Origin of the sequence: Streptomyces sp. NPDC058307, assembly GCF_042880295.1 — a bacterium.
Lineage (GTDB): Bacteria > Actinomycetota > Actinomycetes > Streptomycetales > Streptomycetaceae > Streptomyces.
The window spans coordinates 35,494-49,494 of record NZ_JBHVYZ010000064.1; the positions used below are offsets into that span (position 1 = coordinate 35,494).

Sequence of the window (14,001 nt, forward strand, 5' to 3'; positions counted from 1 at the left end):
CTCACGGCATCGCCCTGCGGGCCGTCGCGAACCGGGGGCGGTTGTTGAGGTCGGGGTGGTCGGCCGCGTCGGCCCAGCCCCGCTCCTCGGTGAAGATCCACGGCACCTGGCCGCCCTGGGTGTCGGCGTGCTCGATGACGACGACACCGCCCGGGCGCAGGAGCCGGTGTGCGGTCCGCTCCAGACCGCGGATGAGGTCAAGGCCGTCCTCGCCCGAGAACAGGGCGAGTTCGGGATCGTAGTCCCGCGCCTCGGGAGCGACGTACTCCCACTCGGTGAGCGGGATGTAGGGCGGGTTGGAGATGACCAGGTCGACATGGCCGTCGAGGTCGCGGAAGGCGTCCAGGGCATTGCCCTGGCGCAGGTCGACCCGCGAGCCCTCGACGTTCTTGCGGGTCCACCGCAGGGCTTCCTCGGACAGCTCCACGGCGTGCACGCGGGAGCGCGGCACCTCCTGGGCGAGGGCGAGCGCGATGGCGCCGGAGCCGGTGCACAGGTCGACGATGCACGGCTCGACGACGTCCATCGCGCGGACCGCGTCTATGGCCCAGCCGACCACGGACTCGGTCTCGGGGCGCGGCACGAACACACCGGGGCCCACCTGGAGTTCGAGGTAGCGGAAGTAGGCGAGGCCGGTGATGTGCTGGAGCGGCTCGCGCTGCTCACGGCGCGCGATGGTCTCCCAGTAGCGGGCGTCGAAGTCGGCGTCCTTCACGGAGTGCAGCTCGCCCCGCTTCACGCCGTGCACGAACGCGGCGAGCTCCTCCGCGTCGTTGCGCGGCGAGGGCACGCCGGCGTCGGCCAGCCGCTGGGTGGCCTGGGCCACCTCTGCGAGCAGCAGATTCACGCAAGTCCTCCGTGTCGTCCTCGTGCGTGGGTACGCCTCTTACGCGGCCGCCAGCTTCGCTGCCGAGTCCGCGTCGACGCAGGCCTGGATCACCGCGTCCAGGTCGCCGTCCAGGACCTGGTCCAGGTTGTACGACTTGAAGCCGACGCGGTGGTCCGAGATGCGGTTCTCCGGGTAGTTGTAGGTGCGGATCTTCTCGGAGCGGTCGACGGTGCGGACCTGGCTGCGCCGGGCGTCGGCGGCATTGCGCTCCGCCTCCTCCTGCGCCGCCGCGAGCAGCCTGGAGCGCAGGATACGCAAGGCCTGCTCCTTGTTCTGCAGCTGGCTCTTCTCGTTCTGGCAGGAGGCGACGACCCCGGTGGGAATGTGCGTGATGCGCACCGCGGAGTCGGTCGTGTTGACGGACTGCCCGCCGGGCCCGGAGGAGCGGTAGACGTCGATGCGCAGGTCGTTGGGGTTGATCTCGACCTCGACCTCCTCCGCCTCGGGCGTGACCAGCACACCGGCCGCGGAGGTGTGGATACGGCCCTGGGACTCGGTCGCCGGGACGCGCTGCACCCGGTGCACTCCGCCCTCGTACTTCATCCGGGCCCACACGCCCTGGCCGGGCTCGGTGGCGCCGTTTCCGCCCTTGGTCTTCACGGCGACCTGGACGTCCTTGTAGCCGCCCAGCTCGGACTCGGTGGCGTCGATGATCTCGGTCTTCCAGCCGACGCGCTCGGCGTAGCGCAGGTACATGCGCAGCAGGTCGCCGGCGAACAACGCGGACTCGTCGCCGCCCGCGCCCGCCTTGATCTCGAGGATGACGTCCTTGTCGTCGCTGGGGTCGCGCGGGACGAGGAGCAGCCGCAGCTTCTCCGTCAGCTCGTCGCGGGCCTTCTCCAGCTCCTTGACCTCGGCGGCGAACTCCGGGTCGTCGGCGCCCAGTTCGCGCGCGGTCTCGATGTCGTCGCCGGTCTGCTTCCAGGAGCGGTACGTGGCGACGATCGGGGTGAGCTCGGCGTAGCGCTTGTTCAGCTTGCGCGCGTTGGCCTGGTCGGAGTGGACCGACGGGTCGGCGAGCTTCGTCTCCAGGTCGGCGTGCTCACCGACGAGTTCCTCGACGGCCTCGAACATCTCTGGGCTCCTGTACTGCGGATGAAGGGGGAAGGCGGGCGACCAAAAACGCCGGTCCCGGCGCACTCCGAGGAGTGCGGCGTGGACCGGCGCTGGTGGCTCGCTACTTCTTGGCAGCAGCCTTGCCGAAGCGGGCCTCGAAGCGGGCCACACGGCCACCGGTGTCGAGGATCTTCTGCTTGCCCGTGTAGAACGGGTGGCACTCGGAGCAGACCTCGGCACGGATGGCGCCGCTCTGGATCGTGCTACGGGTGGTGAACGACGCGCCACAGGTGCAGCTGACCTGCGTCTCGACGTACTCGGGGTGGATGTCGCGCTTCAAGGTGTCTCCTAGTTTCGGGAGGGCGCCGGGTCGCCACCGCGGGCTGCGGGAGCGTGAACCGGGGCCGACGTACCAGTCTGCCAGCACTGGCCGCATCCCCCAAAACGAGGGGGCACCGCGATCTATTCCCAGCCCTCGGCGGACGCCCCCGCAGACGCGTTCCTATGACGTGACGACGCCCTTGGCCTGGCCCGTCGCGGTGCCTTCCGTGGCCGACCTCGGGATCGCCCGGTCGTTCTCCAGGGCCGTCCAGATCTGCTTGGCCTTGGCCTCCTGCACGAGGACCCGGTTCGGGTTGGCCGGGTCGTAGCGGACCGGCAGGGTGACCATGGTCATGTTCGAGTCGCTGATGTGCTTGAGGCCGCTCGCGAAGGAGACCAGGGAGTTGACCGAGCCCAGGTCGGAGTCGGTGGTGACGGCCTTGGTGGCGGTGTCGGCGAGGTCGTACAGCTTCCTGGGACTGGTCAGCACGCCGACGCTCTTGACCTGCTTGACCAGCGCCTTGATGAAGGCCTGCTGGAGCTGGATCCGGCCGAGGTCGGAGCCGTCGCCGACGCCGTGCCGGGTGCGGACGAGACCGAGGGCCTGTTCGCCGTCGAGCCGGTGGGTGCCGGCCTTCAGGTTCAGGTGGCTGTCGGTGTCCTTGATGTTCGCGGTCGTGGTGACCGTGACCCCGCCGAGTTCGTCGACCAGCTTCTCGAAGCCGCTGAAGTCGACCTCCAGGTAGTGGTCCATGCGGATGCCGGTCATGGACTCGACGGTCTTGACGGCACAGGCCGCGCCGCCGGTCGTGTACGCGGAGTTGAACATGACCTCCGACGCTGCGTCGTGCTCCTTGCCGTCGGTGTCGGTGCACTGGGGGCGGTCGATCAGGGTGTCGCGCGGGATGGAGACCACGGTGGCCTTCTTGTGGCCCTCGTACACGTGGATGACCATCGCGGTGTCGGAGCGGGCGCTGCCGTCGTCGGTGCCGCCACCGAGCTTCCTGTTGGAGCCGGAGCGGGTGTCGGAGCCCAGGACGAGGATGTTCTCGGAGCCGTTGTCGACCTTCGTGGGCCGTTGACTGCCGAGGACCTGGTCGATGTCGACGCTCTTGATGTTGCCGTTGAGCTTGAAGTACACGTAGCCGGCCCCGGTGCCGCCCAGCACGACGATCCCCGCGGCGACCCACGCCGTGATCAGCAGGCCCTTGCGGCCACTGCTGCGGGGTGTGCGGCGACGTCTTTTGCCGCCCGGTTCTCCGGGTATCGGCGCGCTCTCGGCTGACATGTGCTCCTCGAATCTCGTCCGGTCGGTTACCCCCTGTTTTCAGGGTCAGACGTGGTCATCAGAAGACCCGTACCGCTCCATGGTCGCCCCGCCTGGTCGGGCGGGGGAACTCGAGAAAGGGTTGCACAACGCAGAGTGCCCATCGCGTACGGCGATGAGCACTCTGCGTAGTCGCGTGAGCGGGTCAGGCCGCGCTCACCTGCTGTTTCACCCGAAGATGTCGTACTGCTGGAAACCGGTGCCCAGTGACTTCGCTGTGCCGAAGATCTCGCTGGTGGCCTTCCCGGTGCCCGGGTAGACATACAGCGTGCCGCTGGCGTTGCGGATCAGGAGGTCGGCCTTGCCGTCGCCGGTGAAGTCGCCGACCGCGTCGAACGCGTTGTAGCTCGGCCAGCTGCGCACCTTGACACGGGCCGCGAAGGCACCCGTGCCGGACTTGCCCGCGCCCTTGTACAGGTAGACGGCGCCGGTGCTCTTGTTGCGGGCGATCAGGTCGGCCTTGCCGTCACCGTTGAAGTCGCCGTGGCCGACCAGCGCGTTGTACTGGCTCCAGCCCCCGCCGACCCGCGACGGCGAGCTGAAGGTGCCGTTGCCCTTGCCCGGGTAGATCCACAGGACACCGGAGCTGTCGACCGAGATCAGGTCGGGCAGGTAGTCGCCGGTGACATCGCCGGGCGCGATGATCCGGGTGCGGGTCTTCCAGTTGGTGAAGATCTTCGTGCTGACCCAACTGCCGTCGTCACGCGCGCTGTTGAGCACGAAGTGATCCCAGTAGACCGCGCCGGCGGTGGTCCGGTAGACCCAGTCCTGGAAGCCGTCCCGGTTCAGGTCGGCGGACCGGACCAGGTTGACGCCGCTCCAGTCGCCCAGGGACTGGCGGGTGGCCAGCGAGGTGCCCTTGGAGTCCAGCTCGTAGCCCACCTTGGTGGAGGACTTGCGGGCGTAGATGTCGGCCTTGCCGTCGGTGTAGCTGAGGTTGCCGTCGTCGATCTGCGCGTAGGCCGCCCCGACGTACGCGCTGACCTTGGCGAAGACGCCGTAGGAGCCCTCGACGACACAGTCGTGGCCGGCCACGCCGTCGTCGGCGCTCCAGGAGACGACACCGACGATCCGGCCGGCGACGACCAGCGGGCCGCCGGAGTCGCCGTTGCAGATGGCCGTCGTACCGGTGTCGCTGCCGGTGGCGGGCTCGCCCGCGCAGACGTTGTGGCCCTTGATGTACAGGCTGCCGTAGGCGCCCGCGCAGGTGGCGTCCGACTGGATCGGCAGCGAGGCCGTCTTCAGCGTCTCGGAGATGTCCTGCGTGGTGGAGCTGGTGCGGCCCCAGCCGTAGACCTTGGCGGTCTTGGCGGCCGTGCCCGTGTACGAGGTCGTGTCGGTGTTCGTCGTCAGGCGGATCGGGGTCGCCTTGACGGGGGCCGCCAGGGTGAGGACCGCCACGTCGTTGTCGATCGTGGTCGCGTTGTACGACGGGTGGTTCCACTGGCGCAGGACGGCGGTGGCCTGGCCGCCGTGCAGGTCGGTGTTGTTGTCGGCGTCGGTGGTCGGCAGCACGGTGGCGCTGGTGACGACGACGCCGTACTTGGCCCAGTTGTAGCCCTTGACACAGTGCGAAGCGGTCAGGATCTTCGTCGGCGAGACGACCGAACCGCCGCAGAAGAAGCCGAAGTCGTCGCTCTCGTCGGTGGTGCCCTTGTCGTCGTAGTACCAGAGCTGCGCCATGTACGGCGCGGTGCTGATGGTGGTCGTCGTACCGCCGATGATCTTCGGGCCGGCGGTCGTGGCGGTGGTGCTCGCGCTGCGGGACGACTTCTTGGTCGTCTGGCCTGCGATGTCGTCGCCGGCCTCGGCGCCCACGATGCGCTTCTTCAGCGTGGCGAGCGACGGCTGGCTGACGACGGGCTTCGCGGTCGGTGTCGGCAGCGCGGTGGCCGCGTCGGCGGACGTCGTCAGCACCGCGGCGGTCACGGCGGCGGCGATGCCGGCCGCGGCGACGGGCAGGGCGAAACGTATCCGGCGTCTGTGCCGACCGGCTCCAGGCATGGACGTACCCACTGAAGTCCCCCCTCGGGATCGGAAGTTCGGACGAATGTCGAATGCGAGTCCGAAGAGCGTGATCGTACAGCGACCCACTGACAACGCGGAGGGCCGCCCCCTGACAGCAGGGGCGGCCCTCTTCGGGAACGCTGGACGTCAGTCGCCGTTGCCCGGCGTCGGCGTCGTCTTCTGGATCTGCATCAGGAACTCGGCGTTCGACTTCGTCTGCTTCATCTTGTCGAGGAGCAGTTCGACCGCCTGCTGCTGGTCGAGGGCGTGCAGCACCCGGCGCAGCTTCCATACGATCCCGAGCTCGTCGGGGGCGAGCAGGATCTCTTCCTTACGGGTACCGGACGCGTCGACGTCCACCGCCGGGAAGATCCGCTTGTCGGCGAGCTTGCGGTCGAGCTTGAGCTCGGCGTTGCCGGTGCCCTTGAACTCCTCGAAGATGACCTCGTCCATGCGGGACCCGGTGTCCACCAGCGCGGTGGCGAGGATGGTCAGCGAGCCGCCGTCCTCGATGTTGCGGGCCGCACCGAAGAAGCGCTTCGGCGGGTACAGGGCGGTCGAGTCGACACCACCGGACAGGATGCGGCCGGAGGCGGGCGCGGCCAGGTTGTACGCACGGCCCAGACGCGTGATCGAGTCGAGCAGCACGACCACGTCGTGGCCCAGCTCCACCAGCCGCTTGGCGCGCTCGATGGCGAGCTCGGCGACCGTGGTGTGGTCCTCGGCCGGACGGTCGAAGGTCGAGGAGATGACCTCGCCCTTGACCGACCGCTGCATGTCGGTGACCTCTTCCGGACGCTCGTCGACCAGGACGACCATCAGGTGGCACTCGGGGTTGTTGTGCGTGATCGCGTTGGCGATCGCCTGCATGATCATGGTCTTGCCGGTCTTCGGCGGGGCCACGATCAGACCGCGCTGGCCCTTACCGATCGGCGCGACGAGGTCGATGATGCGGGTGGTGAGGATGCCGGGGTCCGTCTCCAGGCGGAGGCGGTCCTGCGGGTACAGCGGCGTCAGCTTGTTGAACTCCGGGCGGCCACGGCCGTGTTCGGGCGCCATGCCGTTGACGGAGTCGAGACGCACCAGCGCGTTGAACTTCTCGCGCCGCTCGCCTTCCTTGGGCTGACGGACCGCGCCGGTGATGTGGTCACCCTTGCGCAGGCCGTTCTTGCGGACCTGGGCGAGGGAGACGTACACGTCGTTCGGCCCGGGCAGGTAGCCCGACGTACGGATGAAGGCGTAGTTGTCGAGGATGTCCAGGATGCCCGCGACGGGGATCAGGACGTCGTCCTCGTTGATCTGCGGCTCGGGGGTGCCGCCCATCTCGTCACGGCCACGACGGCCACGACGGTCCCGGTAACGGCCCCGGCGGCCGCGGCGGCCACCATCGAAGTCGTCGTCGTCCTGCGGGCCGTTGTCGCGCTGCTGACGGTCCTGACGATCCTGGCGGTCCGGACGGCCGCTGCCCTGCTGCTGGTTCTGCTGGCGCTGACCGCCGCCCTGGCCCGGCTGGTCGTCGCTCTTGCGACGCTCACCGCGGTCCCCACGCTCTGCGCGGTCTGCGCGGTCGCCCCGCTCGCCGCGGTCACGACCGCGGTCGCGGTCACGGCGGTCGCGGCGGCCACGGCTGTCGCCGTCACCGGCGTCGCCCTGCGGCTGCTGCTGCGCCGGCGTCTCGGCCTTGGGCTCGCTCTTCGCCTCGGCCACGACGGTCTCGGGGCTGCCCGCGGGGGCACCCGCCTCGGCGGTGGCGCGGCGACGACGGCGCTCGGTGGGAGCGTCGTCCGTCCCGCGCTCGGCGGCCGGCTGGCCGGGAATCTCGATCTGCTGCTGGGCCACGGCCTTGTCGGCGGGGGCCTCGGCCTTCGCCTCCGCGTTCTTCTCGGCGGCGTCGCCGGTGCGGGCCTTGGAGGTGGCGCGGCGCTTCGGCTTGGTCTCGGCGGCGTCGCCGGCGGCCGAGGACGCGGCCTTGGGCGCCGCGGCACCTCCTCCGGCCTGCGCCTCCTTGATGACCTCGATGAGCTGGCTCTTGCGCATACGCCCGGTGCCCTTGATACCGAGGCCGGAGGCGACCTGCTGCAGCTCGGCCAGCACCATGCCGTCGAGGCCGGTACCGCGGCGCCGCCGGGAGCCGGCACCGGTGGCAGGCGCGGAGGCGTCCGTGGAGGGCGCGGCAGCGGTCTCCTCGACACGTGCGCCCATCAGATCGGTGGTGTCGCTCACGAAGGGTCCTTCCCTGGAGCGGACGTCGGCCTGTCTGGCTCGGCGACCGTTTGTGCTGTCCGACGGCGGTCCCATCCTTGTGGACCGTGCCGGGGCGGTGGTCCGCCGGAACGGCGGAGGAATGTGGTGACGGCGCTTCCGAGAGCCGTGGCACTGAGTGTCCGTGTCACGTGGCTTGGTCGCACCGGTTCCGGAGCGTGCCCGGCGAGTCGCTCAGTGCTCGCGTACGAGGTACTGCCCATGTACGTCGTACGGAACGCTGTGCGGCTTGGGAGGCTCCCGGAAGAATGTCTGTCCCGGACGGGGACGTGAAGCACCTCGCCATGGTGGGGTCGGGTGCAGACTTGAGATTAACACTACCGGATCCAACAAACATTCCCCCTCTCGAAATCCGGCACACGCCGGATCTCAGATGTCACTGGCGGCCGCGAGCGGGAGCACACAGGCCCCCTGGGCGTCGAGGTCCAGCCGGTTGGCGGCCCAGCCCTCGCCCGCCAGATGGGCCACCTTGTCGGCGCTGTCCGTGTCGACCAGCGCGAGCACGGTGGGCCCTGCCCCTGAGATGACTGCCGGGACTCCGTCGGCCCGCAGCCGCTCCACCAGTGCGGCGCTCTCCGGCATGGCGGGTGCGCGGTACTCCTGGTGGAGACGGTCCTCGGTGGCCGGCAGCAGCAGCTCGGGGCGCCTGGTGAGGGCCTCGACGAGCAGCGCGGCACGGCCGGCGTTGGCGGCGGCGTCGACGTGCGGCACGGTGCGCGGGAGCAGTCCGCGCGCGGTTTCGGTCAGGACGGGCTTTCCGGGCACGAAAACCACCGGAACGATGGAATCGGCGGGCTCCATCCTGATCGCCCGCGCGGCGCCGGCCTCCATCCAGGAGAGCGTGAATCCGCCGAGCAGACAGGCCGCCACGTTGTCGGGGTGGCCCTCGATCTCGGTGGCGAGCTCCAGGAGCGCGGTGTCGTCGAGCCGGGCCTCGCCGCCTATGGTCACGGCGCGCGCGGCGACGATTCCGGCGCAGATGGCGGCCGAGGAGGAGCCGAGGCCCCGGCCGTGCGGGATGCGGTTGGCGCAGACGATCTCCAGGCCGCGCGGCTGGCCGCCCAGCAGGTCGAAGGCGGTGCGCAGGGAGCGTACGAGAAGGTGGTTCTCGTCGCGCGGGAGCGTCTCGCTGCCCTCTCCCGCGATGTCGATGTGCAGCCCTGAGTCGGCCACCCGGACGACGACGTCGTCGTAGAGACCCAGCGACAGGCCCATGGCGTCGAAGCCCGGGCCGAGGTTGGCGCTGGTGGCGGGGACGCGCACCCGGACGGCGGCGGCGCGGAAGGCGGGACCGGCCATCTCTCGATGACTCTCCTTGAGCTGCGTGATTGTCGAATGACATTCGATGACATTCGATGGCGTACGAAGACCCTGCGGGCCGCGGAGACGCCACGGCACCCCGCTGTACGCGAGGGCATATGCAGCGGGCGGGTTCGGTACAGCCTATCGAAGGAAGGTTCTGTGGCGACATAGGGCGCACAGGAGGCGCACGATGCGTGTCGTAAGCCCCCTGTGCACCCCTCGTGGGGATTCCCTGCTCGGGCGACGCGGGTCAGGTCTCAGGCGAGCCCGAGGCGCTCGGCCGCCGTGGCCGCGTCGACCGGGACGGTGACCGGCTGCGGGGCGCCCGCGACGGCCCAGTCGGGATCCTTGAGGCCGTTGCCGGTGACCGTGCACACGATCTTCTGGCCCGGGTCGACCTTGCCCTGCTCGGCGGCCTTCAGCAGACCGGCCACGGAGGCGGCGGAGGCGGGCTCCACGAATACGCCCTCCTGAGCGGCCAACAGCCGGTAGGCGCGCAGGATCTCACGGTCCGTCACCTCGTCGATGAACCCGCCGGACTCCTCCTTCGCCGCGAGGGCGTACTGCCAGGAGGCGGGGTTGCCGATGCGGATGGCGGTGGCGATGGTCGAGGGGTCCTTGACGACCTCGCCGCGCACGATCGGGGCGCTGCCGGATGCCTGGAAGCCCCACATCCGAGGAGTCTGTGCGGCCACCCCGTCGGCGGCGTACTCCTTGTAGCCCTTCCAGTACGCCGTGATGTTGCCGGCGTTGCCCACGGGCAGGACGTGGATGTCGGGCGCGTCGCCGAGCATGTCGACGATCTCGAAGGCGGCGGTCTTCTGGCCCTCGATGCGCACCGGGTTGACCGAATTGACCAGCGCCACCGGGTAGTTGTCGCTCAGCGCGCGGGCCAGGGTGAGGCAGTCGTCGAAGTTCCCGTCGACCTGGAGGATCTTCGCTCCGTGGATGAGGGCCTGCCCCATCTTGCCGAGCGCGATCTTGCCGCGCGGCACCAGCACGGCGGAGACCATGCCCGCGCGTACGGCGTAGGCGGCGGCGCTCGCCGAGGTGTTTCCGGTGGAGGCGCAGATGACCGCCTTCGCGCCCTCCTCCTTGGCCCGCGTGATCGCCATGGTCATGCCCCGGTCCTTGAAGGACCCGGTGGGGTTGGCGCCCTCCACCTTGAGGTGGACCTCGCACGCGGTGCGCTCGGAGAGCACCTGCGCGGGCACGAGGGGCGTGCCGCCCTCGCGGAGCGTCACGACCGGCGTGCTGTCGGAGACGGGCAGCCGGTCCCGGTACTCCTCGATGATTCCGCGCCATTGGTGGGTCATTGCTGGTTACTCTCCTTCAACCCGCATGATGCTGGCGACACCCCGCACGGTGTCGAGCTTGCGCAACGCCTCGACGGTCCCGCCCAGGGCGGCGTCGGACGCGCGGTGCGTGACGACGACGAGAGAGGCCTCGCCGTCCTTGCCCTGCTGCCGAACGGTATCGATGGACACCCCGTGCTCGGCGAACACGGTGGCGACCTGGGCGAGAACACCCGGTTTGTCGGCCACGTCCAGGCTGATGTGGTAACGCGTGACGACCTCGCCCATGCCCGAGACGGGGAGGGCGGCGTACGAGGACTCGCCGGGCCCGGTCGTGCCGCTGAGCCGGTTGCGGCAGACGGCGACGAGGTCGCCGAGGACGGCGGAGGCGGTGGGGGCGCCGCCTGCGCCCGGGCCGTAGAACATCAGCTGGCCGGAGGCGTCGGACTCGACGAACACGGCGTTGTAGGCGCCGCGGACGGAGGCGAGCGGGTGCGTGAGGGGAATCATCGCGGGGTGCACGCGCGCGGTGACGGACTGCCCGTCCTCGGCCCGCTCGCAGATGGCGAGCAGCTTGATGGTGCAGCCCATGTTCTTCGCGGAGGCGAAGTCGGAGGCGGTGACCTCGGTCATGCCCTCGCGGTAGACGTCGTCGAGACGCACGCGCGTGTGGAAGGCGATCCCGGCGAGGATGGCGGCCTTGGCGGCGGCGTCGAACCCCTCGACGTCGGCGGTCGGGTCGGCCTCGGCGTACCCGAGGGCGGTGGCCTCGTCGAGGGCCTCCTGATAACCGGCCCCGGTGCTGTCCATCTTGTCGAGGATGAAGTTGGTGGTCCCGTTGACGATGCCGAGCACCCGGTTGACCTTGTCGCCGGCGAGGGACTCGCGCAGCGGGCGGATCAGCGGGATGGCACCGGCGACGGCGGCCTCGTAGTAGAGGTCCTTGCCGTGCTGTCCGGCCGCCGCGTGCAGGGCGGCGCCGTCCTGGGCGAGGAGCGCCTTGTTGGCGGAGACGACGGAGGCGCCGTGCTCGAAGGCGGTGGTGATGAGGGAACGCGCGGGCTCGATCCCCCCGATGACCTCCACCACCACGTCGATGTCCCCGCGTTTGACCAGGGCGGTGGCGTCGGTGGTGACGAGTTCCGGCGCGATGCCCTCGCGCACCTTGGAGGGCCGCCGCACGGCGACCCCCGCGAGCTCCACGGGGGCGCCGATCCGGGCGGCGAGGTCGTCGGCGTGCGTCGTCATGATGCGCGCCACCTCTGAGCCGACCACTCCACAGCCCAGCAGCGCCACCTTCAGCGGACGCGTACGCATCATCCGACCTCGTTTCCTCATACCGGCTACGGTGGACCCAGTCTCACTCACCGGACGGGAGTTTCTGCCCTTGGTCCGGATGATGAGACATCTATTTCATTTGTACGGGGGCGGAAGACCGTAGATCTTCCGTTCTTTCTCTGCAGGCGTCCGTCGGGGTTCATCCGACGTCGAGCCGCAGAAGGTCCTCCTCCGTCTCGCGGCGGACGATGACCCGGGACCCGCCGTCGCCGACGGCGACGACCGGCGGACGCAGCACGTGGTTGTAGTTGCTCGCCATGGACCGGCAGTAGGCGCCCGTCGCCGGTACGGCGATGAGGTCACCCGGTGCCAGGTCGGCCGGCAGGAACGCGTCCTTGACCACGATGTCCCCGCTCTCGCAGTGCTTGCCGACGACCCGGGCGAGCATGGGCTCGGCCTCACTGGTCCGGGACACGAGGGCGACGGTGTACTCGGCGTCGTACAGCGCGGTACGGATGTTGTCCGACATGCCGCCGTCGACGGAGACGTAGGTGCGCAGCCCGTCGAGGCGCTTGACCGTCCCCACCTCGTAGAGCGTGAAGGCGGTCGGCCCGACGATGGCGCGTCCCGGCTCGACGGAGATCCGCGGGGTCCGCAGCCTGGCGGCCTCGCACTCCCGCGTCACGATCTCGGTGAGCGCCTTGGCGATCTCGTGCGGCTCGCGGGGGTCGTCGTCGCTGGTGTACGCGATCCCGAGACCACCACCGAGGTCGATCTCGGGCAGCTCGACACCGTGCTCGTCACGGACGTCCTTGAGCAGCCCGACCACGCGGTGCGCGGCGACCTCGAAGCCGGACATGTCGAAGATCTGCGACCCGATGTGGGAGTGGATGCCGATGAGCTCCAGCCCGTCGAGCTGCAGCGCCCGCCGCACGGCCTCGGCGGCCTGTCCGCCGGCCAGCGGGATGCCGAACTTCTGGTCCTCGTGGGCGGTGGCGATGAACTCGTGGGTGTGCGCCTCGACGCCGACGGTGACCCGGATCTGGACGCGCTGTCGCTTGCCGAGTCCCTGCGCGATGTGGGCGACGCGCACGATCTCCTGGAAGGAGTCGAGGACGATGCGTCCGACGCCGCTCTCGATGGCCCTGGTGATCTCTTCCGTGGACTTGTTGTTGCCGTGGAAGGCGATGCGGTCGGCGGGCATGCCGGCGGACAGGGCGGTGGCGAGCTCGCCCCCGGAGCACACGTCCAGGTTGAGCCCTTCCTCGTGCAGCCAGCGCACGACGGCTCGCGACAGGAACGCCTTGCCGGCGTAGAAGACGTCGGCGTCGGCCCCGAAGGCACCGCGCCAGGCCCGTGCCCGGGCCCGGAAGTCGGCTTCGTCGAGGATGTACGCGGGCGTGCCGTGCTGTTCGGCGAGGGTCTTGACGTCGATGCCGCCGACGGTGACGACGCCTTCCGCGTCCCGGCCGACCGTCTGGGCCCAGATCTTTGGGTCCAGGGTGTTGAGGTCGGCGGGCGGGGCGGAGTAGTGGCCCTCGGGAAGGACGTCGGCGTGACGGGGCCCGGCGGGATGTGCGGAACGGCTCATGTTCTCGGATGGCTTTCTGTGTGCGTCACAGGTGTTCGGGTGCGTCGATGCCGAGCAGGGACAGGCCACCGGCCAGCACCGCCCCGGCGGCTTCGGCGAGCGCGAGCCGGGCACGGTGGGCGGCCGAGGGTTTCTCCGCACCCCGCGGAAGAACGGCGGCGAGCAAGGGCAGCACGGCATCGGCGACGGCGACGAGGTGCCGGGCCAGGCGGTCGGGGGCGTGGTGCGCGGCGGCGGCCTGGAGGACACGGGGGTGATCGGCGAGGGCGTTCCGCAGGAGCATCGCCGTGTCGTGTACGGCGGTTTCGGATACGGCGGTTTCCGGTACGGCTGCCTGTGCGCGCCGTGGGTCCGCGGCCCCGGGCTCGGCGTGGAAGCCCAGGTCGGCGGCGTTGCGGGTGAGGGCCCGGGTGCGGGCGTGGGCGTAACGGACCCGGAAGAGAGGGTTGCTCTCCCGCTGGACCAGGTGGTCGGCGGTGATGCGGGGCCGGTCGTGGGGGGCCGGGTGGAGAAGCGCCCAGCGGGCGGCGTCCCGGCCGAGGGGGAGGGGGTCGGTGTCGGCCGGTACGGGTCGTAGGTCGGCGTGGACATCGAGGGGGGCGGGCGCGTCGGGGGTGCGGGGGGCGCCGAGCGTGCCGTATGTGTGGACTTCGGCGCCAAGGAGGTCGGTCCA

Annotated in this window: 11 protein-coding genes; all 11 read right to left on the minus strand. The window is 70.1% G+C overall.

Annotated elements, in window-relative coordinates; genetic code table 11:
- Position 1: 1 nt before the first annotated feature.
- Complete coding sequence (gene prmC, locus ACFVYN_RS33415; RefSeq protein WP_007384714.1) at positions 2-847, minus strand: peptide chain release factor N(5)-glutamine methyltransferase; 846 nt, start codon at positions 845-847, stop codon at positions 2-4.
- Between the two features lie 39 nt (positions 848-886).
- The gene (prfA, locus tag ACFVYN_RS33420) at positions 887-1,963 is read right to left on the minus strand and encodes a peptide chain release factor 1 (RefSeq protein WP_390005540.1); all 1,077 of its coding nucleotides are present in this window, start codon (positions 1,961-1,963) and stop codon (positions 887-889) included.
- A 103-nt stretch (positions 1,964-2,066) separates the two neighbouring features.
- Positions 2,067-2,285: a 50S ribosomal protein L31 gene (gene rpmE / locus ACFVYN_RS33425; protein ID WP_059211395.1), complete on the minus strand. Its 219-nt coding sequence runs from the start codon at positions 2,283-2,285 to the stop codon at positions 2,067-2,069.
- A gap of 162 nt (positions 2,286-2,447) precedes the next feature.
- Positions 2,448-3,554 carry an LCP family protein gene (locus ACFVYN_RS33430; RefSeq protein ID WP_390005542.1) on the minus strand — a complete coding sequence of 369 codons (1,107 nt, stop codon included), beginning with the start codon at positions 3,552-3,554 and terminating at the stop codon, positions 2,448-2,450.
- 207 nt (positions 3,555-3,761) lie between these two features.
- Positions 3,762-5,597 carry a trypsin-like serine protease gene (locus tag ACFVYN_RS33435; protein WP_390005544.1) on the minus strand — a complete coding sequence of 612 codons (1,836 nt, stop codon included), beginning with the start codon at positions 5,595-5,597 and terminating at the stop codon, positions 3,762-3,764.
- Positions 5,598-5,747: 150 nt separating this feature from the next.
- Complete coding sequence (gene rho / locus ACFVYN_RS33440) at positions 5,748-7,823, minus strand: transcription termination factor Rho (RefSeq protein WP_390005545.1); 2,076 nt, start codon at positions 7,821-7,823, stop codon at positions 5,748-5,750.
- Positions 7,824-8,231: 408 nt separating this feature from the next.
- The gene (gene thrB / locus ACFVYN_RS33445) at positions 8,232-9,161 is read right to left on the minus strand and encodes a homoserine kinase (RefSeq protein ID WP_390005546.1); all 930 of its coding nucleotides are present in this window, start codon (positions 9,159-9,161) and stop codon (positions 8,232-8,234) included.
- A 260-nt stretch (positions 9,162-9,421) separates the two neighbouring features.
- Positions 9,422-10,480: a threonine synthase gene (thrC, locus tag ACFVYN_RS33450; protein ID WP_390005547.1), complete on the minus strand. Its 1,059-nt coding sequence runs from the start codon at positions 10,478-10,480 to the stop codon at positions 9,422-9,424.
- A gap of 6 nt (positions 10,481-10,486) precedes the next feature.
- Positions 10,487-11,779: a homoserine dehydrogenase gene (locus ACFVYN_RS33455; protein ID WP_390005548.1), complete on the minus strand. Its 1,293-nt coding sequence runs from the start codon at positions 11,777-11,779 to the stop codon at positions 10,487-10,489.
- Positions 11,780-11,936: 157 nt separating this feature from the next.
- On the minus strand, positions 11,937-13,328 hold the full coding sequence (lysA, locus tag ACFVYN_RS33460) for a diaminopimelate decarboxylase (protein WP_390005549.1): 1,392 nt from the start codon (positions 13,326-13,328) through the stop codon (positions 11,937-11,939).
- A 25-nt stretch (positions 13,329-13,353) separates the two neighbouring features.
- Positions 13,354-14,001: DALR anticodon-binding domain-containing protein (locus ACFVYN_RS33465; RefSeq protein ID WP_390005550.1), on the minus strand; the 648-nt coding region annotated here is incomplete at its 5' end.